The organism is Rhizobium sp. 57MFTsu3.2 (assembly GCF_012932765.1).
Lineage (GTDB): Bacteria > Pseudomonadota > Alphaproteobacteria > Rhizobiales > Rhizobiaceae > Rhizobium > Rhizobium altiplani.
This window is the reverse complement of record NZ_JDWI01000004.1, coordinates 265,309-291,761: the sequence shown is the minus strand read 5'-3', so window position 1 is coordinate 291,761 and position 26,453 is coordinate 265,309. Positions and strand designations below refer to the sequence as shown.

Here is a 26,453-nt window from a genome sequence, read left to right as displayed (position 1 = left end):
CTCCGAGCCGATTGCAGAATGGCAAGCGATATCCCGATCAACTGGAGGCACCCTGGCGAACAGACACCAGATCGACCACTCCGTCGAACGGGTGAAAGTCCTGCACAAGCTCGCTCAGAATGCGTCGCAGTGCCTCGACATCTCCTTCGTCTGCGGCGGAACTCAATTGCTGGAGTTTCGGCATCAGCATCTCCAATGCAATGAACCGCTCCCGTGCGCGCATGATCTTGGCATGTTCCGTCAGCTCGGGATTGTCACCAATCAGCAACTCTTCGTAAAGCTTCTCTCCCGGCCGCAGGCCGGTCGTAACGATGCTGATGTCGCCGGACGGGTTTCGTTCGTCTTGGACGACCAGGCCGGAAAGTTCGACCATGCGCCGAGCGAGATCGATGATCTTGACCGGCTCGCCCATGTCGAGGACGAAGACATCGCCTCCCTTGGCCATGGAGCCGGCCTGGATCACGAGTTCGGTCGCCTCAGGCACCGTCATGAAGAAGCGCGTGATCTCGGGATGCGTCAACGTGATCGGGCCGCCCTGGCGAATTTGCTGGCGAAACAGCGGAACGACCGAACCGGAGGATCCGAGGACATTGCCGAACCGCACCATGGTGAGAACCGTCGAGGCGCCTTCGGCCGCCAACCCTTGAAGCGCCATTTCCGCGAGCCGCTTGGTGGCGCCCATGATATTGGTCGGCCTGACAGCCTTGTCCGTGCTGATCAGTATGAACCTTTCGGCGCCGGCATCGATCGCTGCCCGTGCAACCGTCACCGTGCCAAAAACGTTCGTTTTGACGCCTTCGACCGGATTTTTCTCGACCAGCGGCACATGCTTGTAGGCGGCAGCGTGATAGACCATGTTCGGCCGCCAGGTCTCCATGATCTTCTGGATACGATGTTCGTCGCAAACGCTGGCAAGCAGGGGAACGATCTGAAGCCCGCTTTCCGGGTTGCTGCCGAGAAGTTCGTTCTCCAGGGCGTAGAGCCCGTATTCATTCTGGTCGAGAATCAACAACAGAGCGGGCTTCAATCGAGCCAGTCCGCGACAAAGCTCGCTGCCGATCGAGCCGGCCGCGCCTGTGACGAGCACCACCCGCCCGCGGATGTTCCGTTCCAGCAGCGTCTGGTCGGGCGCAACCGGCGTGCGGCCCAAAAGGTCCTCGATATCCAGTTCCTGCAGATCGGTGAATTCTGCCTGGCCGCCGGCCAGGGCGTTCAGATCGGGGATCGTGCGAACGGCAACGCGCGCGCCCCTGAGCTTCTCCAGGATCTCGTTGCGACGCGATCGGTCGATCTTGGGAAGTGCCAGAAGGATCGTGCGCACGTTCAGACGTGCGCTCAATTCGACGATCTTTTCAGGATCGTAGACCGCCACGCCGCCAATGAGGCTGCCATGGAGGTTCCTGTCGTCGTCGAGATAGCCGACAACCTTCAAGTCGGCACTGCTGCTCAAGGCGCCCGCAACCTGCCGGCCACGGAAGCCGGCACCGTAGACGAGCATGTTTGTCTGCGTGCTCTGACGGAGGATCCGCTTGTAGGCTTCATGCAGGAAGTACCGCGCCGTAAAGCGCGAAAGGCCGATCGCGAGCAGCAGCAGCAGGGGTTGCATGATCCCCACCGTGCGAGGCACTCCGGGGAAGCTGATCGCCGTAAACACGGCCATGAAGACAAGGCCATAAATGGTCACGGCCTTCAGAACGGTAACGAAGGCCGACCAGCCAAGGAAGCGGAAGATGGCCCGATATAGACCCATCGTGATGAAGATCGGCAGGGCAATTATGAGTGAAACGGGAATGGTCAAGAGCTGAATTCCGGTCAGCGCCACCCATTCGTTCAATCGAAAGCAGAAGGCGAGCCAGATGGTCAGGATGCAGAGGCAGGAATCGACCAGCAGCGCCAATACCCGCTTGGCCGGCCTCGGCAGATCGAGAATGTTTTGAACGTACCTGTCGGAAAGCGCCCGCATCTTATCCTATCCGTGCACGCCCGCCGGGATTGCGTCGGACGGGCCGCTGATATCAGGAGCAACGCCACTTCGCTGACCCAAGCGCGAACGCAGCCTCATCGAACAGGCAAAACATGTGGCGGCAAACAGCAAGGAATAGGATTCGCCCATCGCAAGCCGGTTGTTCGAATTGGTCAGGATCGTGAAGCCAAAGTAAACCGCGAACGTCAGGTAGCAGGCAAAGGCACTCCTGCTGATCACGCCTGCCGATGAAGCACGATAGACACGATAGATGCCTGAGACAACGATCAGCGCCAATATCGCGAGGCCGGCGATCCCATATCGAACCAGAATCTCCAGATAGCCATCATGCAACAACGTGTATGGAACGCTGGCATAGGGTGTTGTCCGCCAGATCGTAAGCCAGCCGTTCCCGCTGCCGAAAATCGGCGAGACGGATATGACATGCAGCGCGTTGGTCCAAAGCTGCAGCCGCTCATCCATCGACATCGGGGTCTGTGGTGATTCGATTGCCTCCTTCATCACCCGCTCAAGCGGCGCGCCGCTATCCAATCGTTCCGCGATCATCACAGTGGCATTGAGCGTCGCGGCCCCGTAATGCGCGACGTTGTCACGAACCTCGTAGATGCCCCACGACAGAAGCAGGAGCCCACCGATCGCGGCGACCAGCACGGTCTTTTTCCTGAGGTAAAGGAGGGTCGTGATAGTCATCAGACCAACTGCAGGCAGCAGCGCCAGCCACACACCCTTGGACTTGGCGCCATAAATATTGAAGATCGCCAAGCCAATGACAGCCACGGCGATCGCCAGCACAATTGCCTTTGCCCGTGCGGAACTGCCAATCTCCCACTGATGCACCGCCCAGTAGAAGGCTCCGATGAAGATGAAGCCGCACCCGACGGCGCCGTGAATGGAATTATGATGGAAAGCGGGAGATATGTACTCGCCCGCCATGATCGCTGAAAACGGCGTCGAGACAGCAAGAAGGACGAGCGCACCGCAGAAGAAAGCCAACAAGATTGGCTTTATGAGATGCCAGCTCGTCTGCAGTGCCACGCCCATCGCGGGAAAGAAGATTGCGAAAGCGTAGAGCCATTCTGATGCGCCTTTCTCACCGGCTGAAATCACGCCGAAGAGGAATCTCGACAGGGCGAAGACGCCCCAGGCAATGCAGACGATCGAAAGCCAGTCACTCATTACCGGGCGGAAAGGGGCCTTGCGAAGCGTGAAGGTCAAACCCATGATGAGGATGGCAGCATATCGATAGGCATCGCTTTCTATCAACGTCACTGACATCATGGCCAGCCATAAGATACCGGTGGTGATATCGAGGGCTGACGACTTCACCAATTTGCGAAATACAGGTGCCGTCATGATAGTGCGTACCGAATTCGGCGTGCATACTCGATCACGCGAAGAAAATGCGTCGCGAGCTTGCGGGCGCCTCGCAGTTTTACGGCGCGGTATTGAGCCCGATCGGCAATCTGGCTCATAGCCGAGCGCTCGGACAACTCGACGATATTTTGTCGAACCGTGTAAATGCTGACGCCGGTCTTCCACCCGCGCTCGAGTGTCATATCATAGGGGAATTCGATATTGTCGGCGCTTTTAAGCAGCTTGCGAGCCCCTTCACGCGTGACCAGGTAGCAAGCCGCAGACCCCTGCGGACCGTGCAGACAGCGCCCGACCGCGTCTCCATACTCAGAAACAGCCACTGTCCGGCACCACCTTGATCTGTGATTAAGCAACTTTACTACCTCGGCGGAAGGCACTGCTCGCAAGATTGCCTCTGCTCTATTGGTAAAATCATGACGCAATTCGACGTCATCTTCCATGATGATGGCGTTTTCGTAGTCGCTGGAAAGAAAGGCTTCCAGGGCTCTGATATGAGCGCGATAGCAACCATATTCGCCGGGCAGCATCGCCCGGCCATTTCGGCGCAGGAACGCCTTCTCGTTGAACCCTGATCTTTGCGTCGATGGGATCACCCTTCCATCGACGCCGGGAACTCTGTTGATTTCCATGCCAGCAAGAGTTGCTTGCGACGAAACGTCCGCCCATCGCTTTGACGAACTGTCCAGATTGATCACATACGCGCCGGTCAAACCTTGCAAACGCCCCATTCCCGTCAATGTGTTCAGTTTCAGCATCTGATCCGCGTCATTTGTGGCACTTCCCTGGCTCTGCGTCGCTCCTGCCTCGAAGAGGCTGCGGATGCCACAAGCAATCGGCCGCCTTGGCCGGCTTTAATGAATAGTATTTCCGTCGATCCTTATCTACAACACCTTCTACGTGTGCATCCACAATTGCGACGGTGATCATGCCGCGTGACCGAGGCCAACGCGACAAATCACGTCCTGCTGTGGTGAACCACGCAAAATCCAGCGCAGGGCCTCCTATCTTCAACATGGCCGGTCTTTGCAAGCCAAATGTGGAACCAGTGCATCAGTTTTCGACGATTGCTGTCCCGCTCCCGAGCTTTGCCTTAACCCAATGCGTTGGGTTGGCTGGCTGTCGAAAGAGACGGCAGCCGCGAAAAGTCGCGATCGAAATCGAAACTCCCTGCACAGACATCCTGTTGCTGCCAGATCGCCCCTTGCGTGCGCTTGTGCCTCTGCTAAGCCTTCTCAGGCTGCAAAACGAAACGCAAGTGAAAGAGACAGGGCTCATGTTCCTGAGCGATCGCCAAACGGAAATAGTCGGAATGGCCAAATCGAACGGCCGCGTTTTCGTCGAGGATCTGGCTGCCCATTTCTCCGTCACGCCGCAGACGATCCGCAAGGATCTGAACGACCTCTGCGATGCACAGATCTTGACGCGTGTTCATGGTGGAGCGACCTTCCCGAGTGGTACCGAGAACGTGAAATACGAGGCGAGACGCCAGATCGCGGCCACGGAGAAACAGGCAATCGGCGTTGCAGCAGCCGGTCTCATTCCCAATAACGCCTCGCTTTTCATCAATATCGGCACGACAACCGAGGCGGTCGGGGATGCGTTGACGAACCATCACGAACTGATGGTCATCACCAACAACATCAACGTTGCCAACAGACTGCGACTGTTCCCGACGATAGAGGTCGTCATCGCTGGCGGCGTGGTGCGTGGCTCCGATGGCGGTATTGTGGGGGAGGCAGCCGTCGATTTCATCAGGCAGTTCAAGGTGGACTATGCGGTTATCGGCGCGTCTGCGATCGACGAGGATGGCGCACTGCTTGACTATGACTTTCGCGAGGTGAAAGTCGCGCAGGCAATCATCGCAAATGCGCGGCATGTCATCCTCGTTGCCGATTCAACGAAATTCGAGCGGACTGCGCCCGTCCGCATCGCGCAACTTCCCCAGGTGCATACGTTCATCACCGATCGGTGCATTGCGCCGTCGATCCGCCGCCTCTGTCAGGAAAACAGCGTGAAGTTGATCGAGACCGGATCAGCGGATGCATAGACACTGACAATTTGGGGTTCATTTCATCCAGGTCCTACGCTAGCGTTTGCCCATGAGTCTAGAAACCGTTCGCGCGTTCTTCCGCGCATATGCTCCCGACGTCGAGATCATCGAAACCGCCGAAAGTTCCTCGACGGTGGCGCTGGCTGCGGAGGCGCATGGGGTCGATCCCGCCCAGATAGCCAAGACGATCTGCCTGCGTGTCGGTGAGAAAACGATGCTTGTCGTTGCCGGCGGGCTTGCGCGGCTCGACAACAGGAAGTTCAAGGATACCTTCGGGGGCAAGGGCCGGATGCTTGGGCCAGACGAGGTCGTGGAGGTTACCGGCCATCCCGTGGGGGGTGTCTGCCCCTTCGGTTTACAAACGATTATGCCGATTTATTGCGACGTCTCGCTGAGGCAATTTGACGAGGTGGTACCGGCAGCCGGCTCCACCAATTCAGCTGTACGCATATCGACCGAACGCTTGGCCGAACTCACCAAGGCAACCTGGGTCGATGTCTGCCAATGAAGATCGTCCCCTAAGGCTTCAAACCCGCGGGGCAATCCCTATATAAGCTCCCGACATGCATCATTTGTCATGACAGGAGAGATTGGATGCCGAGTGCCGTTTCGCGTTTTGCCAAGATTGCGGCGATTGCCGCTCTGACAGGCGCTACCGTGTTTGCCTCGATCGGCGAGGCTGATGCGCGCCGGGCTGGCGGCTTCGGATTCGGCAGCCGTGGTACACGGACCTTCCAGGCGCCGCCCGTTACCCGCACCGCGCCTTCGCCTGCCGCACCGATTGAGCGTTCGATGACGCCTCGCCCGCAGACCAACGCGCCGTATGCCGGCCAGCAACCGCTCGGCGCGCAGAGGCCCGGCTTCTTCAACGGCTTCGGACGGTCGATGATCGGCGGCCTCATCGCTGGCGGTCTTCTTGGCATGTTGCTCGGCCACGGTTTTGGTGGCGGCTTCGGCTTCCTCGGCATGTTGCTGCAAATCGCTCTGATCGCGATTGCGATTTCCTTTGCCATGCGCTTCTTCGCCAATCGCCGCCAACCGGCCTACGGCGGTCCTGGTCGCGCAACGGCTAGCAATATGACTCCAGCCGGCAACGGGTCGTTTCAGATCCCGTCGATTGGATCGGGGCTAGGTTATCAACAGCCACAGGCAAGCGCGAAACCAAATGACGAGCTCGGGTTGAGTCCACGCGATCTTGATCGCTTCGAGCAACTGCTGACGGAGGTGCAGACCGCTTATGGTGCCGAAGACTACGGTACATTGCGTCGTCTGACGACACCGGAGGCCATGTCCTACCTGGCCGAGGAACTGGGGGAGAATGCGACGAACGGCGTGCGCAACGAAGTCTCCAACGTCAAGCTGCTGCAGGGCGATATCGCCGAAGCCTGGCGGGAGGATGGCGCGGACTACGCGACGCTCGCGATGCGCTATTCGTCTATCGATGCGCTTGTCGAGCGGGCAAATGGCAAGCTCGTCAGTGGGGACAACAGTCGGCCTACGGAAACAACGGAAGTCTGGACCTTCGTCCGCAAAGGGGCGGACGAGTGGAAGCTTGCCGCGATCCAGGGCACGGAGCAGCGCGCCGCGTAACCTCGCGGCGCATCAACCTTCCTGGGCAGTCGGGACGACCCAAAGCGGGCGATCGTCGCGCTTGCCGCGCAGGGCCGGCGCCGACTGGTCCTCCACGGCAAGTCCCTCTTCGCCTTCCTGAACGTCTACTTCATAGGTATAGTCGTAGAGCATTTCACAGGCGCGCTCATTGGCCTTGATCTTCGCCTCGGTCTCGCCGATTGCAGTCGAAATCGCCTTGATCCGTGCGCGCAACATGGAACCGAGGATGTCGGTCGCCGGTCGCTTCTCCAGCCGTTCCAGGTGATGCTCGATGCGTGAGGCGTGGCGCTCGAGTTCTCTTTTGCTGAAACGCGCCTTGCGCATTTCCTCAGAAAGGTCGGACCGCATGCGGGCGAGGGGATCGAACGTGCCTGGCTCGCGCTCGTCCAAGGTCAGTTGATTGACGAGCTTTTCGATGACGATAAGTGCCTGCAGATCGATGGGATCGGCCAGTTCGACATCGTAGCCGGTGTCGTCGAAGACCTTTCTGCGAACTGGATCCAATAGAAGCTCGTAGGCCTTCTGGACGCGGCTGAAAGCCTCCGGGTCGCCACCAGAGTCCGGATGCGTCGCCTTTGCGCGACGCCGATAAGCAGCCTTCACCTGTTCGTCGGTCGCGTCTCGCCGGACCCCAAGAATCTCATAAGGATTGGTCACCATCCCTCCGTCGCTGTTCGGACATTGCCGTGACACCCATGAAGGGCATTCGTCCATCGAGGCCTTCTTCTACCATCACTGGGGCGGAGTTTGGACAAAAAGAATAAACAAAATCCCCTGATTCAATGCAGGCATGACACGGTTATCGGACGCGCGATCGCGGTTGATGGAGATCCACCCGTTCAACACCCTGGCCCTTTGAGCATGCCAGGCGCGTCATCGCGCTCCCGCTGAAAATAACCCATGCCCAGTCTGCTGCTTAATCGATATAATCCCGCGGCCCGCGTTGACGCATTTCGTCAAATCGAGTTCTATCCGCCACCATTTGTCCGGCCCCTCCTGGAGGTCCCGGAGAATTCGGAGGAGGTTTCATGCGCACTATCCGCAAGATCGCAGAATTGCGCGATCAGCTTGGTGCCTATCGGCGCGACGGCAAGACGATCGGCTTTGTGCCGACGATGGGTTTTCTGCACGTCGGACACATGGAGTTGGTCAGGCGCGCGCGCGCCGAAAACGAGGCGAGCGTTGTATCCATCTTCGTCAATCCGCTGCAGTTCGGGGCCAATGAGGATCTCGCCAAATATCCGCGTGACCTGACGCGCGACAGCGCGATGCTCGAGGCCGCCGGCGTCGATATCCTGTTTGCACCTGATGTCAGCGAAATGTATCCGGAGCCGATGCTGACGGTCGTCGATGTGCCGGCACTCGGAAACCAACTGGAAGGGGAGGTCCGCCCCGGACATTTCGCGGGTGTCGCGACCGTTGTGACGAAGCTCTTCAACCTCGTGCAGCCGGATCGTGCCTATTTCGGCGAGAAGGATTACCAGCAGGTGGCGCTCATCAAGCGGATGGTCAGGGATCTCGCCCAGCCGGTTCGTGTCGTTGCCGTGCCGACCGTACGGGAGACCGACGGCCTGGCTTGCTCGTCGCGCAACGTCTATCTCAGCGAGCGTGAGCGGGCGGCCGCCATTGTCGTGCCGAATGCGCTGGCGCAAGCCGAGCGGCTCTATGCGAAGGGCTGCGATAGTCCCGAGGAGCTGGAGGCTTCGTTGAGGCAATTCATCGCGATGGAGCCGCTCGCCACGCCCGAAGTGGTCGCGGTGCGGCACCCGGAAACCCTGGAACGATTATCCTCGCTGCAATCGGCGCCTGCCCTTGTCGCGCTTTTCGTGCGAGTCGGCACGACGCGACTTCTCGACAACAAGATCATCGGGCTCAAATCGGTCAAGAATTCGAGGGCAGCGTAGTGAGCACCCATAGCAAGCAGAAGCGGCTGACGACAGCCTCGATTCGGGCGATGAAGGGCAAGGACCGTGTCGTCTGCCTGACGGCCTATACGACGCCGATCGCCCGCCTGCTCGATCCACACTGCGACCTTCTCCTGGTGGGCGATTCGCTTGGGATGGTCCTTTACGGCATGGAAACAACAGTTGGCGTGACGCTCGACATGATGGCTGCCCATGGCCGCGCCGTTATGCGCGGCGTATCGCGTGCCTGCGTCATCGTCGATCTGCCATTCGGTAGTTACCAGGAATCAAAGGAACAGGCCTTTCGAAGCGCCGTCCGGCTGATGCAAGAGACCGGATGCGACGGCATCAAGCTGGAAGGCGGCGAAGAAATGGCGCAGACGATTGCGTTCCTGACAGCAAGAGGCGTTCCGGTCTTCGGTCACGTGGGGCTGATGCCCCAGCTCGTCAACACGGCCGGTGGCTTCCGGTCGCTCGGCCATTCCGATGAGGAGGCCGCAAAGATCAGGCGCGATGCACTGGCAGTCGCAGAAGCCGGTGCCTTCGCGGTCGTGGTCGAGGGAACCGTCGAGCCCGTTGCTCGTGACATCACGGCTTCCATTCCCGTGCCGACGATCGGCATCGGCGCATCCCCTGCCTGTGACGGGCAGGTACTCGTGTCAGACGATATGTTGGGGCTTTTCAACGACTTCAAACCGCGCTTCGTGAAACGCTACGCTGATTTGAGCCCTCTGGTGACTCAAGCCGTCGAAGCTTACGCCGAGGAGGTCCGCACCGGGCAGTTCCCCACCAAGGAACATACGTTCCAACGCAAGTCATAGTGTCTAGCCGCCACCTGTGATCCCGTACGTCACGGGTGACTGGCAAGGCCTCCGCCATAGGCGCTGGAACACGGATTGGGGGCGTTTAGCGTTCGCGGAGCCAGGTGTCGATCCCTCGCGCGGCGGCCCGGCCGGTGGCGAAGCATGCCGTTAGAAGATAGCCGCCTGTCGGGGCTTCCCAATCGATCATCTCACCGGCGACGAAAAGGCCGGGGAGTGCCTTCAGCATATAGTTCCGGTCAATCTCCCCCCACTCGACGCCACCTGCCGAGGAAATCGCCTCGGCGATCGGGCGCGTTCTTTGAACGGGGATCGGCAGGGCCTTGATCAGACGCGCCAGTCGATCGGGATCATTGAGGTCTGTGGCACTTGCGAGCTCTCGCAGAAGCGCCGCCTTCACGCCATCAAGGCCAACTGCCTTGCGGAGCCGGTTTGACAGGCTTGCTTTCGGATCTTGCTTTCCAAGCGCGTTGGCGATGCGATCCTGTGTGCGTGCCGGCAGCAAATCGACGTCAAGCGTTGTGGTTTGGCCAGCCGCCAAGCTCTCTCTCAGCACGGCCGCGTGGGCGTAGACGAGGCTGCCCTCGATGCCATGCCGGGTTATCACGAATTCTCCCGGAATGGTGCCGACCCTCGAGGTTGCCGTGACCGATTTGACCGGCTCACCGGAAAAACGCTGCCGCAGGTGCCCGCTCCAATCGACATCGAAGCCGCAGTTGGCAGGCTGAAACTCATCGATGGCGATGGTCTTCTCTCTCAGCCAGGGCAGCCAGCATCCATCGGAACCAAGCCGTGGCCAGCTCTTTCCGCCAAGTGCGAGCAGGGCTGCATCTGGTTTGACCACATATGCAGCCCCCCTTGCCTCGATCACATAGCCTCCATCCGAAAAACCTGTCCAGCGGTGCCGGGTGAGGATCTGAACCCCTTGCGCCTCAAGCCTTCGCAGCCAGGCGCGCAGGAGCGGCGAGGCTTTCATGGCCGTTGGAAATACCCGACCCGAAGATCCGACGAATGTTTCGGTGCCGAGCCCGGCGGCCCAGGCTCTCACATCCGACGGCTTGAAGCCGTCCAGTGCTTGGCGGAGGCGGGCATTCGACGTGCCGAAGCGTGACGCAAAGCGGTCGTAGTCCTCGGAGTGGGTGATGTTTAGCCCGGACTTGCCGGCAAGGAGAAACTTCCGCGCAACGGTCGGCATCGCTTCATAGACTATGACGGTGTGCCCGGCCGACGACAGGCTTTCAGCGGCCATGAGGCCTGCCGGTCCGCCGCCGAGGATCGCGATTTGCTTCTTGACCATGAAATGTTGCCCAGGCTCGATCTGCAAACTCTCTCATGGCCCGCGCGAGCGCCGTGTGCAAGAGCGCTGCGATGGGTATGGGACGCTCCAGCACATCCTGTGCATTTAGATGGGGCTATGTTCTGCAGAATGCGCGCCTGCGGACAGTTAGGCACGCCGCCTTAAGCGCCGTTGTAACATGGCTGGCATCGTTTGGGCGAAGATCAATCCACGATGCGGGGCGTGAATTTCGGCTTTGCAGGCGCCTCGGCTTTCTTCATTGCCTCTTCGTGATACCAGCAACTTTCGTAAACGGATGGAGCCATCCCCTGTTCAATATCAACCGCTTGACGTGTTTCGCCTGCGCCAAAGCGCTTCTGTGGAAATGCGTAGATCGTTGCAGTCTCGTGATGCACACCAACGGCCATTTTGTGCCTCCTTGTTCACCTGCCTCCGAAGACGTCGACGCGACGATAGCACATGTGCACAGGATTTGCGCGATATGATGGAAAAAAGTGCAATATTTGTTGGAATAATGAGCATCCAAATTTGCTGCGCTTTGTATCAGAATCTTTTAAGGTACAAAATATAAGCAAACGCATAAAAAGTAATCATTGTAGGCTGGGTGCGAAAAAAATGTTGCACTTGAAGGCGCCCTGCCATCGGAGCTTCTCGACCGATGCGCCAACCATTTCCCTGGCGACTAAATGATTGAGTCCGCTATCAGTTCCACGCCCACGATCACGGCCAACTAGCCTGTAGCCCGCCGATCGACCGGCGAGCTTTGAACAGTTCGCGATGCCGTTCAAACCAAACTGGCACGCGACGTGCATATCATTTGGCAGCCCTTCGCGGCCTGGTCGCTTCAACGGTCGGTTCGCGTGAGGTTTTGCTCACGATTTATGTTTGAGAGACTCGCAAATGACCAAGTATAAGCTCGAGTACATCTGGCTCGATGGGTACACCCCGGTACCAAATCTCCGCGGCAAGACGCAGATCAAGGAATTCGACGCTTTCCCGACGCTCGAGCAGCTACCGCTCTGGGGCTTCGATGGTTCGTCCACGATGCAGGCCGAAGGCCGCAGCTCTGACTGCGTGCTGAAGCCGGTCGCGATCTATCCGGACCCGGCGCGCACCAACGGCGTTCTCGTCATGTGCGAAGTCATGATGCCCGATGGCGTCACCCCGCATCCGTCCAACAGCCGCGCCACCATCCTCGACGACGAAGACGCATGGTTCGGTTTCGAACAGGAATATTTCTTCTACGAGAACGGTCGTCCGCTCGGCTTCCCGGAAACCGGCTATCCGGCTCCGCAGGGTCCGTACTACACCGGCGTTGGCTACTCGAACGTGGGTTCGATCGCTCGCGAAATCGTCGAGGAGCACCTTGATCTGTGCCTCGCAGCTGGCATCAACCACGAAGGCATCAACGCCGAGGTGGCGAAGGGTCAGTGGGAGTTCCAGGTATTCGGCAAGGGCTCAAAGAAGGCTGCCGACCAGATCTGGATGGCACGCTATCTGCTGCAGCGCCTGACGGAAAAGTACGGCATCGACATCGAGTATCACTGCAAGCCGCTCGGCGACACAGACTGGAACGGCTCGGGCATGCACTGCAACTTCTCGACCAAGTTCATGCGCGAAGTCGGCGGCAAGGCTTATTTCGAAGCGCTGATGGCGCAATTCGAAGCGAACCTGATGGACCACATCAACGTCTATGGCCCTGATAACGACAAGCGCCTGACCGGCAAGCATGAGACGGCTCCGTGGAACAAGTTCTCCTACGGTGTTGCTGACCGTGGTGCCTCGATCCGCGTCCCGCATTCCTTCGTCAAGAATGGCTATCGCGGTTATCTGGAAGATCGTCGTCCGAACTCTCAGGGTTGCCCCTACCAGATCGCTTCGCAGGTTCTGAAGACGATCTCGGAAGTTCCGACTGCCGGTTTTGCTTCGGCCGCGGCCTAAGCCAGCAATCTTGCGTTAGATTTGGTGGCGCCGGTCGACTGATCGGCGCCATTTCCTTGACAGGCGGCCCGCTGACACCGAATTTGCAGGGCAAGCGCCTTGGCAGGCGCCGCTGCGATCCATCCACCAAAATCACCCGGTGGTTGAAAAGTCCAGCCGGACAAGCATAATCCTTTTGCGTTGTCGGTGTTTGGTCCTATACTCTTGGCGGATCCTCCAATCGCGAGTTGCCGTGACAAGGAAACACAGCCACTTCCTCCGCTTGCTCGGAACGCCTGCGCTTTTTGCAGAGGGGCACGAGATTGCATTGCCGGAGAAGGCCTACGCGTTGCTTGCCCTCCTGTTGAGCGCGCCGCAATATTCCATGGACCGCGAGATCCTGCGCGGCATACTCTGGCAATCGGATCAATCCAAACAGCGTGCCGGCAGCTTGCGCCAGCTACTTGCGCGTATCGATCGCAGCATTCCTGATGACATGCCCCGCCTTGTCAAGACGACCAACAGCCATGTCTCGTTCAACGACGAGGGATGGATTGCTGACGTCCTGGTCTTGACCAATACGGCCGCGCCGTTGCCACGTCCTGCGTGGGATTTGCTTGGCGGCGATCTTCTCGAGGGGTTCAAGGCGCCGACGATTGAAGCGGAAGAGCGCATCGGTGTGGAGCGACAGCGCATCGCCGGCCGTCGCGAAGCCCATATCATTTCACTGCTTGAAACGCCGGAAAAGCGAACCTCTGACGATGTCCTCTTCCTCGCGGGTCTGCTCGTCGAGGCCGACCCTGCGAACGAGGTCGCTTGCCGGGCGCTGATGAAAAGGCACGTTGACGCGGAAGATCTTGCAGCCGCGCGCCAGGCATATTTTCGCTGCCGTAGCGAGCTGAAAACCGAATATGGTGCGGAGCCGGATGGCGTGACGCAGGCCCTCGCGCAGGAACTCGGCATCATCGCTCCAGCAATGCTTGCCAGTTCGCCCATGACTGTGCCAGCGATCGCGTCCACCGATCCGGTCGGGCAGCCCCGTGTCCTCATTTTGCCGCCGGATTCGATTTTGTCCGACCCGATGCTGCAGCGTGTGGGGCGAGCCTTGCTGGAGGAGGTAACGATCGGGCTGAGCCAGCAACGTGGCTTCAAGGTTATTGCCGCTCATACCAGTCTGGAAATCGTCAATCGCAATCTTGCGGGCATGGCTGCTCCGCCGCCGCCTGAACTGCGCTTTGACTATACGGTCTATGTCACCATCCATGGCCGTGATGACGACATTTATGCGACCTGCCGATTGACGAAGACTTCAACGGCCGAGGTGCTGTGGGCAATCGACCTGCCGCTCGCCATGCAGAAGGTCAATCACTCGTTCGGGCAGCTTGCGCGGCGTATCGTGATGACGCTTGCCGACACGATCGAGCGCCGCGAGCTCCTGGACATGACGCACGACGTCAACCCGTCGGCATATCGGTTGTACCTTGAAGGAAAGCGTCTCGTTTCGAAGACGGATCTGCAGCATCTGCGGCAGGCGCGCAAATGGTTCAAATCGGCGCTGGCCCGCCACGACAGATTCTCATCCGCGCACGCCGGAATGGCGCGCGTACTCGGCATGGAGTGGCTGGTGCGCGGGATGAAGGACACGCAATTACTGGAGGACGCCGACCGGTCCGCCTGGCTTGCGCGCGACACCGACCCCAATAGCGGCCGGGCGATGCGTGAGTTGGGCTTTGTCGCTCTTTACCGTCGCCGCTTCAGCGACAGCCTCGATTTCTTCGCGGAAGCGCAGATGCTCAACCCGAATGACGCCGATATCCTCGCCGACCACGCGGATGCGCTTTTGCATGATGGACAGAGTGACAGGGCACTGGAGTTGAGCCTGGCGGCGATCAAGCTCAATCCGCTGCCACCGGATTACTACTACTGGAACCTCGGTGGGATTCACTTCGTCCAGGAAAATTACGCAAAGGCGATCGAGGTTCTCGATCGCGTCAAGGATCGTCCGGCGACCTCGCGCCTCTTGGCCGCAGCACATGCGAAGAACGGCGACCTCCGGACCGCGTCGCGTTATGCCGCCATTGTCCTCGAAAATTTCCCGGATTTCCGTACGGATGACGTCTGGCAATTCGTGCCGGATCGCAATCCGGAGGACACGCGTCAGCTGATCGACGGTCTTCGCATCGCCGGACTGTCCTGAAGCGCTACAACTTCGGCGTTTTCCCTCTTTTCTGATGAAAATCTCGGTCACGCCGAAATAACGCCCGTTGGTGCATCTTCTCTGTGTCCGCAGCGCGATGCTGTTTTCAAACAGGAGATGAAACAATGACGACGACACAGATCAAGCCCGTTGCAGTCCGTCTTTCGGCAGCCGCTCAGGCCGTCCTTAAACAGGAAGCAGTGCAGCTCGACACGAACGCGACGGCAAATATCGTTCACGCCCTGAAGTTCCGTTGAGGATTGATGCGAATGTCTGTTCAGACCGCACTCGAGCGCCTGGCGCAAGATCTCAGCCTTTCATCGGCCGGCATCAACAGCTATCACGACCGCTCGTTGACGCCTGGGCAGACATTCGCGGCGATCAAGCCGCATTTCAAGGAACTCGGTATTACAAGGGTGGGTCTGCTCACCGCGCTGGATCTCCTTGAGATCCCCGTTGCCTTTGCCACGCGACCGAACAGCTATACGCTTTCCGTCTTCCAGGGAAAGGGTATCGACGAGGAGGCGGCAATGACCTCGGCTGCGATGGAGGCGGTGGAGACGCGTGTTGCCGAAAGCCAGCCCAGCGACCTTGTCATTGCGACCGTCGCCGGCATGAGGGCTGAGCATGCGCCGATGATCGACCTTGATTCGGTGGCCCGTTGTGTCCCTTCTGAGATTGGTTCCGAGCCGATCGCCTGGGGCGAGGGCCTCGATATCATGTCCAACCGTCCCGTCTTCGTTCCCTGGCCGCTCGTCGGCCTCGACCATCGGGGCACCCGGCCGTCCGGTTTTGAGCAGTCGAGCGACGGTCTCGCTTCCGGAAACCGGCCGGCGGAAGCCGTGCTTCACGGTCTTTGTGAACTGGTTGAACGCGACGCGTGGGCGCTGACGCAGTTGCGTCCCTATGAACAGCTGCGCGGCGCGCGAATTGATCCGATCGCGTTCGGCGACCCTGTGCTCGATATCATTGTCGATCGCATCCGGCGCGCTGGAATGCGTCTATTGCTGCTCGACATGACGACCGATATTGGCGTTCCGAGCTTTCTGGCAGTTATCATTCCCGGCAATCTCGGCGAGCGCGTGGATGCCCGCTGGACCCATGTTTGCGGGGGATGCGGATGCCATCCTGATCCTGTTCGCGCAGCACTGCGAGCAATCACCGAGGCCGCACAGAGCCGACTGACGGCGATTGCCGGCAGTCGTGACGACTTTTCCCCGCGTGTCTATCAGAGGCTCGATGATGGTGGCCCGATGCAAGAGCTCATCAATCTCTGCGACGAAGCCCCGGTTGCTCCGAAATTCTCGCTCGAAGCTCCGCAGCGCACCATGCAGGAAAACATCGGCCGCATTCTCGATCGCCTCAGGTCGAGGGGTATCGATCAGGTGGTGGCCGTGCCGCTTTCCCATCCGGGTCTGCCGGTCTCGGTCGTTCGTATGATCGTTCCTGGCCTTGAGGTGGATGTCAGCGGCGAATTCATTCAACTCGGATTGCGGGCCGTGAGCGCCATGCAGGGAGCGATGCAATGAAGGTCATTTTTGGCGGTCCGAGTTTTGGCGCCGACATCGATAGGCTTCGGGTAGAGAATCCGTCGGTCCTCTTTCGTGGGCCCGCTGCACGCGGCGACATATTTCAGGCGGTGCGAGATGGAGCGCATGCGATCGGGATTGTTGACGGCTACTTCGGGGAAGTGCCTTCTGTGTGGCACAAGGAAATCCTCTATGGGCTGCAGCACAATGTCATCATTGTCGGGGGTGCCAGCATGGGCGCGCTTCGCGCAGCCGAATGCGACGCGTTCGGGATGGTTGGGGTCGGCACGATCTACGAGGACTATGCCGAGGGCCGCCTGATCGATGACGAGGCCGTCGCGCTCGTGCATGCGCCGGAAGAGCTCGGCTGGTTGCCGCTTTCGGTTCCGTGGGTGGATTTTCAGCCGACGATCGACGGTCTGTATCGGCAGGGCGCACTTTCGCCTGCCGAGCACAAGATGCTGTTGCTCGCAGGCCGTTCGATCCATTTCTCAGAGCGTACTTATCCCAAGGTCGTCGAAGGCTGCACCCTTTCCGGTGACGGCCGTGCCAAGGAGATCCTGCGGCTGATTCGCGCCGGAAAGGTCGAGCGCAAGCGTCAGGACGCCGAACTCGTCCTGCAATATCTGCTGGAGGTGAGGTTTGCTCCCCAGTCGCGTGACTGGGGCTTCGCCGCCACCTCGCATTGGGAGCTTTTGCGGGCGGAAGTCACAGGTGCTGTCACGCCTGTAACGCCCAAGTAACGCCGGACCTGAATGATGGATATCGCTGAAGCCCGGAAGGCTCATCATTGGAGAAGGCAGTGACAATGAACATTCTGACGCGGGACGAGGGAACGGGTAGCGAGTACGCGAGAATCTTCCGGTTGCTCTCGGCGGCAAAGGATGAGGCCCAGAAGCTCAAGCTGAACAATCTGATGCACTTGACCAACATGGCTCTTCTTCAGGTGGTCATCGACTGGGACGGGATTGACCCCGAACGGGAGCTCGACGTCAACCTCGAAAAGCTGATCGGCACCAAGACGCAGGTCGCAATGAAGGACGCCAGCGAGAATCTAGTGCTTCTCGACTGCCACTGACGGACCGGGGTGACGTTGGGACTGCGCCTTTACTCGCCGTCGTCCAGCTGTTCCATGCCGGCAATTGCCTGTACGAGCTTTACGATCTTCTTGCGAACATGCTCGTTCTTGATCGACAGGAAAGCGGCATTGAGCAGCACGCCGTCGCGGGAAACAACGAATTCCTCGCTGGGCGTCGGATTATCGTTGGCCGAGTTGGGGTTGACGTCCTCGAAGAAAGATCGGACGTCGACATCGAGGGCACCGGCAATTTCGACCAGCATGCTCGCGGAAACGCGGTTTGATCCCTTTTCATATTTCTGGATCTGCTGGAAGGTAACGCCGACCCGATCACCAAGTTCGGTCTGCGATACTTTACGCATCAGACGCTTTATGCGGATTGTCTTCCCGACGTGAACATCAACTGCATGGGGACCTTCCTTCATCGCTCTCTCCTTCCAACGCCGGTTGTTACGCGACTATTCTGCCAGCAATCAACCTAACGGAGATAATTGAACGGATCAATTGCGTTGATGTGTTTTTTATCCCGCATAGAGAGCCGATGGGCAACATATTGGATATTCGGCTTTCGGCCCGATTTGCGAGGGGTTTAAATCGCAAATTTCTGTCACGGGGAGCAGCAACCACAGGTCGTGCTCAGCCGGCCGTTTTAAGTTGACGGATTCCTTCGCGTCGAGTAGCGGCAATCCTGTGTGCTGGCGAGCCTTTCCGCCTCCAAACTCCCGAGCGCTTTCGCGTCGCGATGTGGTATGCCACTGATAGATCAGTCGATACAGATGGATTCGTAGCTGCCGTGACGATCGGGTTTGCTCATGCCGAATTGATAGCCGTACTGGTTGCGGTAACGGGTGGCGAACCGCGTGTCATGACGATCCGATCCGGTGATGCACTGCCGTCCGGTCCGTTCGAAATGGGACATCGCACACTGCAAAGCGGTCTGCGTGAATGGGTTCAGGAGCAGACGGGCCATCCGGTCGGCTATCTGGAACAGCTCTACACCTTCGCCGACCGCGACCGAAACAACGAAATCCTGGGCGGCCGGACGATTTCGATCAGCTACCTCGGCCTCGTGCATGAGCAAGCGACGCTAGGCGGCGGCCGCCCCGGCTGGCAGGGCTGGTATGGCTATTTTCCGTGGGAAGACTGGCGCACCGGGCGACCGGCGGTCCTCGACCACCTGGTCGACTGCCTTATGGTGTGGGCCGAGCGTGATCCGTCCCGTCGTGAGGATCGGATCCGACGGGCAAATTTCGCCTTTGGGCTCGGCGAGGCCTCATGGAACGAGGATCTTGTATTGCAGCGTTACGAGCTCCTCTATGAAGCGGGCGTTGTGAACGAGTCGGGCTGTGCGGCCGAGACCAATCCGGGCCGGGCAATGTTCGCGGACCATCGGCGTATCCTTGCGACAGGCATTGCGAGATTGCGTGCGAAGATCAAATATCGCCCGGTGGTTTTCGAGCTGATGCCGGTGAGCTTTACGCTGCTGCAGCTGCAGCGCAGTGTCGAAGCGCTTGCCGGGCTGACGCTGCACAAGCAGAATTTCCGCCGGCTGATCGAGCAGCAGGAACTTGTCGAGGAAACCGGCGAGACGACGAGCGAAACGGGCGGACGCCCCGCAAAGCTTTTCCGTTATCGCCATGCTGTCCTGGAAGAACGCGCGCTCGCCGGATCAAAGCTGCCAATCTCCCGCAATTGACATATGCTCATAACGAGAATATCTATGCGCTCCAGATATACTCTGATTGAGTATAAATAGGAGCCGGCCATGAACCCCAGCGTTTCCGCATCATCGCTCTACGAGCGCGTTCGTCGCGTCATCCCCAAGGCGGAGTGGATGTCGTTCGAAGATGACGTCGAGGCGATCCTTGAGCTGAAGCGGCGGCGAAACGCCGTCATTCTTGCGCATAACTATCAAACGCCGGAAATCTTCCACGGGGTTGCCGATATCGTCGGCGACAGCTTGGCGCTGGCGCGCAAGGCAATTGACGTCGAGGCGGATATCATCGTGCTTGCCGGTGTGCATTTCATGGCCGAAACGGCCAAGCTCCTCAATCCCGACAAGACGGTGCTCATCCCGGATATGGGGGCCGGTTGCTCGCTGGCGGATTCGATCACGCCCGAGGATGTGGCGCTTCTACGCCAAGCCCACCCCGGCGTGCCTATTATTACCTATGTGAACACCTCGGCGGCCGTGAAGGCGGCATCGGACATTTGCTGCACATCGGGAAATGCCAGGCAGGTTGTCGAGTCTCTCGGCGTGCCGCGCGTGCTGATGATTCCAGACGAGTATCTCGCCCGAAACGTCGCCCGCGAAACGTCGGTCGAGGTGCTTGCCTGGCATGGTCACTGTGAGGTCCATGAACTGTTCACGGCGGATGATGTCAGGCAGCTTCGTGAGAATTATCCCGGGGTGACGGTGCTGGCGCATCCAGAATGTCCTCCGGATGTCGTTGCCGAGGCGGATTTTGCCGGGTCGACGGCAGTCATGTCGGATTTTGTCGGGCAGCAGCGTCCGGCCCGTGTCGTGCTCCTCACTGAATGCTCGATGAGCGACAACGTCGCCGTGCACCATCCTGATGTTGAGTTCATCCGCCCCTGCAACCTTTGCCCGCACATGAAACGGATCACGCTCGCCAACATCCGCGCTGCACTCGAGGAAAACCGCCACGAGGTCACCGTCGACCCTAAAGTTGCCGTTTCTGCAAGGCGTGCGGTCGAGCGGATGCTTGCGATATGACCGCGCTTCTCGGGTCATTGAGCGGGCAGGTCGTCGTCGTGGGAAGCGGGCTCGCCGGTATGATGACGGCGCTGACGCTGGCGCCGCAGCCGGTTGTGCTCATTACCCGCGGCGCCATTGGTGCGCAGACCTCGAGCGCCTGGGCGCAAGGGGGGATTGCCGCAAGCCTTGGCGAGAATGACAGCACCGAGTTGCATCTGTCCGATACACTTGCTGCCGGCGACGGCCTGTGCGACCTGCAAGCCGCATCCGAGATCATCGAAGAGGGGCCGGCCGTCATCGCCGCCCTGGAGCGCGCCGGCGTTGCTTTTGATCAGGACAGTCAGGGTCGCCTGGTCCTTGGCCTTGAGGCGGCACATTCGCGTCGACGCATCGTGCATGTATCCGGGGACGGGTCGGGTGCTGCGATCATCGCCGCACTGGTGCAGGCAATCGCCAACACGCCCTCGATTACCACGCTCGATGCAACCGAGGTGCGCTCGCTTTTGAGCCATGACGGATCTGTCACCGGTGTGGTCATTATCCGGAGAGGGCAAACCGCTGCCATCATGACCAACCGGGTGGTGTTGGCCACAGGTGGGATCGGCGGACTCTACGATGCCACGACCAATCCCATTTGCAATTTCGGCCAGGGGATCGCGCTGGCGGCAAGGGCGGGGGCCAGGCTTGCCGATATGGAATTCGTGCAGTTTCACCCGACCGGCCTTGACTCTGCGCGGCGGCCCTTGGCGCTTGTCAGCGAGGCCGTGCGCGGCGAAGGAGCTGTTCTCGTCAACGACAGGGGGGAGCGCTTCATGACCGGTTTCGACGGCGCCGAGCTTGCTCCGCGCGACGTCGTTGCGCGCGCCATCAGCGACGAGCTCTCGCTGGGGCGGCGTGTCTTTCTCGACGCCCGTGCTGCGCTCGGCAATCGCTTTGCCTCCCGCTTTCCAACGATCCATGCACTCTGTCAGGACGCCGGAATCGACCCGGCAATCGATCTCATTCCAGTGCGCCCCGCCGTCCACTACCACATGGGCGGTGTTGCGACCGATTTGACGGGGCGCAGTTCGGTCCCCGGTCTTTGGGTCATCGGCGAAGCCGCCTCGACCGGACTGCACGGCGCCAATCGTCTGGCCAGCAATTCGCTGCTCGAGGCGGCAGCCCTTGGTATTCGGGCCGCCCGTGATATTGGAGCGACATTGCCCGGCACCGTTCGGTCGGCGCCGGCAGTCTCAGCCGGGCCAGCACCGGATGCGTCTGCGGTGCGCGCGATCGTGTCGCGTCATCTCGGCGTGCTGCGCAATGCTGGGGCTCTCCAGGGTGCGATCGCCACCCTGCTGCCGCTCGCGGAATCCGACGGACCCGCTGCTGACCCGGCGATCGTTGCATTGACAATTGCCGTCTTCGCAATGCTGCGCAAGGAAAGCCGCGGAGCGCATGCCCGCACCGATTTTCCGCTGAAGCTGCCTGTCGCCGAACGCCGCTTCATGACATTTGCCGATGTGCTCGATGTCGCACATGCCGCCACCCATTCTTTCGCCCGGAGTGCCTGATATGTCCCTTGCCCCGTTGCCGCGCCTTATTATCGAACCGATGGTGCGCACAGCCCTCTTTGAGGATCTCGGCCTTGCCGGCGACATTACCTCGGCGGCGGTCATCCCCGCCGATCATCGCTCGTCTCTGGTTATGGTGGCGCGGCAGCCCGGCGTCGTCGCCGGCCTGGATGCGGCTGAACTCGCCTTCCAGCTGGTCGAGCCAACGATCACCATGGCCCGTACTATGGAGGATGGATCCCCGGTCAGGCCCGGTGACATCATCGCGGAGATCACTGGACCGTCGCGTGGGTTGCTGACGGGGGAGCGCACGGCGCTGAACTTTCTTGGACATCTGTCCGGCATCGCGACGGTGACGGCAAGCTTGGTTGAGGCGGTCAGGGGCACGACGGCGTCGATTGCCTGCACCCGCAAGACGACACCTGGGCTGCGGGCCCTGGAAAAATACGCGGTGCGCGCCGGCGGGGGCATGAACCATCGGTTTGCGCTTAATGATGCCGTCCTGATCAAGGACAATCACGTGGCGATTGCCGGCGGCGTGGCCGAGGCGATCCGTCGTGCCCGCGCGGGCGTTGGGCACATGGTCAAGATCGAGGTCGAAGTGGATACGCTCGAGCAGCTCGGTGAAGCGATGCGAGAGGGTGTTGATGCGGTCTTGCTCGACAATATGACGCCGGTGCAGCTGCGCGAAGCCGTCGCAATCGTCGATGGTCGCGCGATCACCGAAGCCTCCGGAAGTGTAACGCTTGCAACCGTTGCCGCGGTCGCCGCCTCAGGCGTCGACCTCATCTCTGTTGGCTGGTGCACGCACAGCGCGCCGACGCTGGATATCGGGCTCGACGTGCAAGGCTGACCGATATCGTTGGCAAATTCGTCGCGTGTCACGATTTCTGCAGCGCGCTACGAAGACCGAAAGGACCTGCTCGAGACGGCTCGGAGTTTCCCGTCGTGTGTCCAGGCGCGATATTCGATTTCAGAGATGAGCGTTGGCTGCGCCGACACGAGGTTCTTTCCTCGACCTGAATAGTCGAAGGATGCGCGCTTCCTTTTGAAGCGATCGAGCATCCTGCGGAGGTGTTCGGCGTTCCTTTCGGCGAGCAGGCAGGCTGGAAGCCCTTAGGAGTTCTTCGACCCTTGCCTGTTCATCCTTGAAAATATCGGCATCATTGTCGCAACAATGCCAAGGTCGCGACGAGCTGACCCGCGTAAAGCTGAGCGAGGTTACGGGTCTGCTCATCCCTGGATCGCTCCGCCTCGCCGAGATAAAAATCAAGAAGCAGTTCTGCTAGCGCAGTGGGTGGGATATCTGCCACCCCCACCGAGTTCTCAAACTTCAATATGCGTCCCCCGAACGCTGCAACGCGCTGCGCCCAGCCATTCTGTCGCAGTGTCGTCGGCTCTCGCGAGGGCGGATGATCATTTCGAACGAGTGTTCGAAGGTGAGCGTCAAGTCTGGTTTCAAGTTCGCGCAGGAGGATCGTTTCAGTCTGCGCGTGCTTCTGAAGATGGAAGGCCAAACGCCGTTCGCGGCGTAAAACAGAGACGTGCCCGAGCTCTTCGCGTGCCATACGTTCCGCCGCCTCGGCAATCTCCTGTGTTGGCGCGTGGGCCGAAACATACGTCCAGAAGAGGAAGGCCCGTTCCTCGTTTCGCACAGCGACCGAAAAGGCCCGATAGGCCGAAAGCAGCGCGGGGTCCGTGAGGTTCATACCTTCATCGTCAAAGACGTCCTCCGGTTCGGCGCCCGCAGCGACGCTGGCCATTCCCATTTGACCTGACCAATCCTCTACGGAAGCGAGATGGCCGCGTTCCTCTGCAGCCAGTCGTTCGAACACGGCAACCAGGTCGGGCTTTCGCGATCGACGCATATGGTCCGCCAGCGTCTCATAGCCAGCAATGGCTTCAGTCTCCATAGCCTTCGCCGTTGCCAGCAACTCCGGTATCGAACGGATGGTCATCGGTTCTCTTGGCAATTCTGTCATGGTTCGCTCCTGAGACGCGCCGTCTTGCGGAAACGGTTATCAGAAGGAAAGATTTTCCCGTTTGATACATGTCAAAGAGGGGCTGCTGCGTCGCGACTACACCTTTCACCGTAAACCGCCAACGTGGGTGTACGGGGAAGAATGCTTTTGAAATCGAGACCTTGGCTGCAAGCCTGCTTGCAAGCGCTACTCGTGCTTGCTGCAATCTGGTTTTCTGCCGTTGCTTGCAGCGCCGCTGATCAGCTTGCGACCTACATCCAAAAGGTAGAGCCCTCAGAACTTTTCCAGGGAGCGGACAGCTTCGGCCCGCCGCAGGGAGAGCCCCCGATCGCCCCGGTGTTCCGCGGGAGCGAGGTTCTCGGTTACGCATACCTGAACTCGGACTTCACGGCGTCCGCCGGCTATTCCGGAAAGCCAATCCACATCGTGGTTGGCATTGCGGCCAATGGCGTCATTCGCGGTATCAAGCTCGTCGATCACAAGGAGCCGATCGTCCTCATTGGCATTCCGCAGGCCCGTGTCGTCGCGGCATTGAATTCGATCATCGGCAAAGATCTCGGACGTGTCGCCGCTGGCCTCGATCGTCCTCCACAGGTCGACATCGTCAGCGGTGCGACAGTGACCGTCTTGGTCATGGGGGATAGCGTAGTCCGCTCGGCCGTGAAGCTTATTCGTGCCCATCGGCTCGACAGTCAGCAGCAAACCGCCGGAACGCCGGTCGCAACGGAAGTCAAGCGTGTCGACGAGGCAAAGGTAGGCACGCAGGATTGGGAAACGCTCCTTGGAGACGGGTCGATCCGCAGCCTGCGGCTGACAGTGGGTGAGGTCTCGGAGGCTTTCCGCACATCGAATAAGGACGCGGCTGCCGCAAGACCGGAAGCGACGCCCGAAACCGAACGATTCATTGATCTCTACGTTGCTCCGGTCAGCGTTCCAATCATTGGCCGCAGCCTGCTCGGTGACACCCTGTATGAACGGCTTCGCAAGCAACTGCAGCCGGATCAGGCAGCAATCCTCGTTGCCGGCGATGGTGCTTACTCTTTCAAGGGGTCAGGATATGTGCGCGGCGGGATCTTCGATCGGATAGAACTCCTTCAAGACGGGCAAGGTGTCAGATTCCACGACCACGACCATACCCGCATCCCGGCGCTCGCAGCAGCCGGCGCACCCCGACTGAGGGAAATCGCCCTCTTCGCCGTTCCCAAGGATTTCACCTTCGATGTAACCGAACCCTGGGAGCTGCAGCTCCTGGTACAGCGCGCCGGCGAGGGCACACAGAAGGCCGTGCTACCCTATAACCTCGGCTACTCGCTCCCCACACCCTATGTGAAGGTCGAGAAAGCAAGCCAGACGCCTGCTGCCGCCCCTGTCTCCACAGCGCCGCGCGTGCCGCAGCCAGAAGCAACCGTCGACGAGGGCGAAGCTCCGCTCTGGATATCGATATGGCAGGGAAGCCGCGTCAAGATCGCGATAACGATCGGTGCGCTTTTGACGCTGACGGCAATCTTCTTCTTTCAGGACTGGCTTGTCCGCCGGCCGAAACTGTTCGCCTACGTCCGGAACGGCTATCTGCTATTTACCCTTGTTTGGCTGGGGTGGTTCGCCAACGCGCAGCTTTCGGTCGTCAATGTGTTCACCTTTGCCAATGCTCTCGTGACGGGGTTCAATTGGCAGTTCTTCCTGGCAGCCCCGCTCATTTTCTTGCTCTGGGCAGCGGTTGCGGCGGCGCTCTTGTTCTGGGGCCGCGGACCCTTCTGCGGGTGGCTTTGCCCGTTCGGTGCACTGCAGGAGCTTACCAGTAACGTCGCCAAGAAGCTCAAGGTGCCGCAGGTCAAGCTGCCGTGGGGTCTGCACGAGCGTCTCTGGCCATTGAAGTACATCATTTTCCTCGGTCTCTTCGGCCTTTCCTTCTATTCGATGGCTCTTGCCGAGACGTTCTCCGAGGTGGAGCCCTTCAAGACTGCGATCATCCTGAAGTTTGCACGCCAGTGGCCGTTCGTGCTGTTCGCGGTCACACTTCTGGTCGCCGGACTCTTCATCGAGCGCTTTTACTGCCGTTACCTGTGCCCGCTGGGCGCAGCACTCGCCATTCCTGGGCGGATCAGGATGTTCGAGTGGCTGAAGCGTTGGCCTGAATGCGGCTCGCCGTGCCAGCGTTGCGCGAAGGAATGCCCGGTTCAGGCCATTCATCCCGAAGGTCAGATCAATGTGAACGAGTGCATCTACTGCATGCACTGCCAGGAGCTGTACCAGGACGACCACCGCTGCCCGCACATGATCCAGGTGCGCCTCAAGCGCGAGAAGTTCATGGCGCTGTCGACACCTGAATCCAGAGGAGAGGTCACCACCAAGAAGAAGGTCGAGGTTACCTATAAGGGTACTCCAATCAAGAAAGCAGATTCCGCGTCGGATCAGCCGGCGTGAACACACCCAC

The 26,453-nt window shown here is 59.7% G+C and carries 24 protein-coding genes and 1 pseudogene; 16 read left to right on the top strand and 9 right to left on the bottom strand.

What is annotated here, in order from left to right:
- Nucleotides 1–37: 37 nt before the first annotated feature.
- The 3 genes from AF71_RS07240 to AF71_RS07230 are packed head-to-tail and all read right to left on the bottom strand — an operon-like array spanning nt 38 to nt 4,113.
- A complete protein-coding gene (locus tag AF71_RS07240) occupies nt 38–1,963 on the bottom strand; it encodes a nucleoside-diphosphate sugar epimerase/dehydratase (RefSeq protein ID WP_169680602.1) in 1,926 nt (641 codons plus the stop codon).
- A 6-nt stretch (nt 1,964–1,969) separates the two neighbouring features.
- Complete coding sequence (locus AF71_RS07235; RefSeq protein ID WP_169680600.1) at nt 1,970–3,337, bottom strand: O-antigen ligase family protein; 1,368 nt, start codon at nt 3,335–3,337, stop codon at nt 1,970–1,972.
- Nucleotides 3,334–4,113, bottom strand: a complete 780-nt coding sequence (locus tag AF71_RS07230) for a glycosyltransferase family 25 protein (RefSeq protein WP_169680598.1) — start codon at nt 4,111–4,113, stop codon at nt 3,334–3,336. The genes AF71_RS07235 and AF71_RS07230 overlap by 4 nt, the downstream gene beginning before the upstream one ends.
- A 518-nt stretch (nt 4,114–4,631) precedes the next feature.
- Here AF71_RS07230 and AF71_RS07225 point away from each other — a divergent pair.
- The 3 genes from AF71_RS07225 to AF71_RS07215 all read left to right on the top strand — a co-directional run bounded on the left by AF71_RS07225 (nt 4,632) and on the right by AF71_RS07215 (nt 6,998).
- The gene (locus AF71_RS07225; protein ID WP_025660595.1) at nt 4,632–5,405 is read left to right on the top strand and encodes a DeoR/GlpR family DNA-binding transcription regulator; all 774 of its coding nucleotides are present in this window, start codon (nt 4,632–4,634) and stop codon (nt 5,403–5,405) included.
- A 52-nt stretch (nt 5,406–5,457) separates the two neighbouring features.
- Nucleotides 5,458–5,916: a YbaK/EbsC family protein gene (locus AF71_RS07220; protein ID WP_112824032.1), complete on the top strand. Its 459-nt coding sequence runs from the start codon at nt 5,458–5,460 to the stop codon at nt 5,914–5,916.
- Nucleotides 5,917–6,002: 86 nt separating this feature from the next.
- The gene (locus AF71_RS07215) at nt 6,003–6,998 is read left to right on the top strand and encodes a Tim44 domain-containing protein (RefSeq protein ID WP_169680596.1); all 996 of its coding nucleotides are present in this window, start codon (nt 6,003–6,005) and stop codon (nt 6,996–6,998) included.
- 12 nt (nt 6,999–7,010) lie between these two features.
- Here AF71_RS07215 and AF71_RS07210 read toward each other — a convergent pair whose 3' ends face one another.
- Nucleotides 7,011–7,676, bottom strand: coding sequence for a J domain-containing protein (locus tag AF71_RS07210; RefSeq protein WP_169680594.1), 666 nt, complete (start codon nt 7,674–7,676; stop codon nt 7,011–7,013).
- Nucleotides 7,677–8,047: 371 nt separating this feature from the next.
- Here AF71_RS07210 and panC point away from each other — a divergent pair, with 371 nt between their 5' ends.
- Both panC and panB read left to right on the top strand, forming a co-directional pair.
- A complete protein-coding gene (panC, locus tag AF71_RS07205; protein WP_169680592.1) occupies nt 8,048–8,923 on the top strand; it encodes a pantoate--beta-alanine ligase in 876 nt (291 codons plus the stop codon).
- On the top strand, nt 8,923–9,744 hold the full coding sequence (gene panB / locus AF71_RS07200) for a 3-methyl-2-oxobutanoate hydroxymethyltransferase (protein ID WP_169680590.1): 822 nt from the start codon (nt 8,923–8,925) through the stop codon (nt 9,742–9,744). The genes panC and panB overlap by 1 nt, the downstream gene beginning before the upstream one ends.
- Nucleotides 9,745–9,829: 85 nt before the next feature.
- Here the strand turns inward: panB and AF71_RS07195 are convergent, their stop codons facing one another.
- Nucleotides 9,830–11,041 (bottom strand): TIGR03862 family flavoprotein, encoded by a 1,212-nt coding sequence (locus tag AF71_RS07195; RefSeq protein ID WP_169680588.1) that lies wholly within the window; start codon nt 11,039–11,041, stop codon nt 9,830–9,832.
- A gap of 203 nt (nt 11,042–11,244) precedes the next feature.
- On the bottom strand, nt 11,245–11,448 hold the full coding sequence (locus AF71_RS07190) for a DUF2735 domain-containing protein (protein ID WP_169680587.1): 204 nt from the start codon (nt 11,446–11,448) through the stop codon (nt 11,245–11,247).
- A gap of 493 nt (nt 11,449–11,941) precedes the next feature.
- On the opposite strand from AF71_RS07190, the gene AF71_RS07185 reads away from it, so the two are divergent.
- From AF71_RS07185 to AF71_RS07165, 6 genes are all read left to right on the top strand, one after another.
- Nucleotides 11,942–12,982 (top strand): glutamine synthetase beta-grasp domain-containing protein, encoded by a 1,041-nt coding sequence (locus tag AF71_RS07185; RefSeq protein ID WP_018858119.1) that lies wholly within the window; start codon nt 11,942–11,944, stop codon nt 12,980–12,982.
- A 232-nt stretch (nt 12,983–13,214) separates the two neighbouring features.
- Entirely contained in the window at nt 13,215–15,158 is a 1,944-nt protein-coding gene (locus tag AF71_RS07180) for a BTAD domain-containing putative transcriptional regulator (RefSeq protein WP_169680585.1), read from the top strand.
- 125 nt (nt 15,159–15,283) lie between these two features.
- Entirely contained in the window at nt 15,284–15,415 is a 132-nt protein-coding gene (locus tag AF71_RS32110; protein ID WP_007795609.1) for a hypothetical protein, read from the top strand.
- A 12-nt stretch (nt 15,416–15,427) separates the two neighbouring features.
- Nucleotides 15,428–16,687, top strand: coding sequence for a YcaO-like family protein (locus tag AF71_RS07175; protein ID WP_169680583.1), 1,260 nt, complete (start codon nt 15,428–15,430; stop codon nt 16,685–16,687).
- The gene (locus AF71_RS07170; protein WP_169680582.1) at nt 16,684–17,430 is read left to right on the top strand and encodes a TfuA-like protein; all 747 of its coding nucleotides are present in this window, start codon (nt 16,684–16,686) and stop codon (nt 17,428–17,430) included. The genes AF71_RS07175 and AF71_RS07170 overlap by 4 nt, the downstream gene beginning before the upstream one ends.
- A 65-nt stretch (nt 17,431–17,495) precedes the next feature.
- Nucleotides 17,496–17,765 (top strand): hypothetical protein, encoded by a 270-nt coding sequence (locus tag AF71_RS07165; RefSeq protein ID WP_018858115.1) that lies wholly within the window; start codon nt 17,496–17,498, stop codon nt 17,763–17,765.
- 29 nt (nt 17,766–17,794) lie between these two features.
- Here the strand turns inward: AF71_RS07165 and AF71_RS07160 are convergent, their stop codons facing one another.
- Complete coding sequence (locus AF71_RS07160) at nt 17,795–18,190, bottom strand: helix-turn-helix transcriptional regulator (RefSeq protein WP_018858114.1); 396 nt, start codon at nt 18,188–18,190, stop codon at nt 17,795–17,797.
- A gap of 368 nt (nt 18,191–18,558) precedes the next feature.
- On the opposite strand from AF71_RS07160, the gene AF71_RS07155 reads away from it, so the two are divergent.
- From AF71_RS07155 to nadC, 4 genes are all read left to right on the top strand, one after another.
- A complete protein-coding gene (locus AF71_RS07155) occupies nt 18,559–19,461 on the top strand; it encodes a hypothetical protein (protein WP_169680580.1) in 903 nt (300 codons plus the stop codon).
- Nucleotides 19,462–19,530: 69 nt separating this feature from the next.
- Nucleotides 19,531–20,502, top strand: coding sequence for a quinolinate synthase NadA (nadA, locus tag AF71_RS07150; RefSeq protein WP_018858112.1), 972 nt, complete (start codon nt 19,531–19,533; stop codon nt 20,500–20,502).
- Complete coding sequence (locus AF71_RS07145; RefSeq protein ID WP_169680578.1) at nt 20,499–22,037, top strand: L-aspartate oxidase; 1,539 nt, start codon at nt 20,499–20,501, stop codon at nt 22,035–22,037. Before nadA ends, AF71_RS07145 begins: the two co-directional genes overlap by 4 nt.
- Before the next feature lies 1 nt (nt 22,038).
- On the top strand, nt 22,039–22,890 hold the full coding sequence (nadC, locus tag AF71_RS07140) for a carboxylating nicotinate-nucleotide diphosphorylase (protein ID WP_210258172.1): 852 nt from the start codon (nt 22,039–22,041) through the stop codon (nt 22,888–22,890).
- Between the two features lie 47 nt (nt 22,891–22,937).
- Here the strand turns inward: nadC and AF71_RS31530 are convergent.
- A pseudogene (locus AF71_RS31530) lies at nt 22,938–23,129 on the bottom strand (ATP-dependent DNA ligase); the annotation flags it as partial.
- Nucleotides 23,130–23,200: 71 nt separating this feature from the next.
- Entirely contained in the window at nt 23,201–24,019 is an 819-nt protein-coding gene (locus AF71_RS07135; protein ID WP_169680576.1) for a ferritin family protein, read from the bottom strand.
- 141 nt (nt 24,020–24,160) lie between these two features.
- Here AF71_RS07135 and AF71_RS07130 point away from each other — a divergent pair, with 141 nt between their 5' ends.
- Nucleotides 24,161–26,443: a NosR/NirI family protein gene (locus tag AF71_RS07130; protein WP_169680574.1), complete on the top strand. Its 2,283-nt coding sequence runs from the start codon at nt 24,161–24,163 to the stop codon at nt 26,441–26,443.
- Nucleotides 26,444–26,453: the final 10 nt, after the last annotated feature.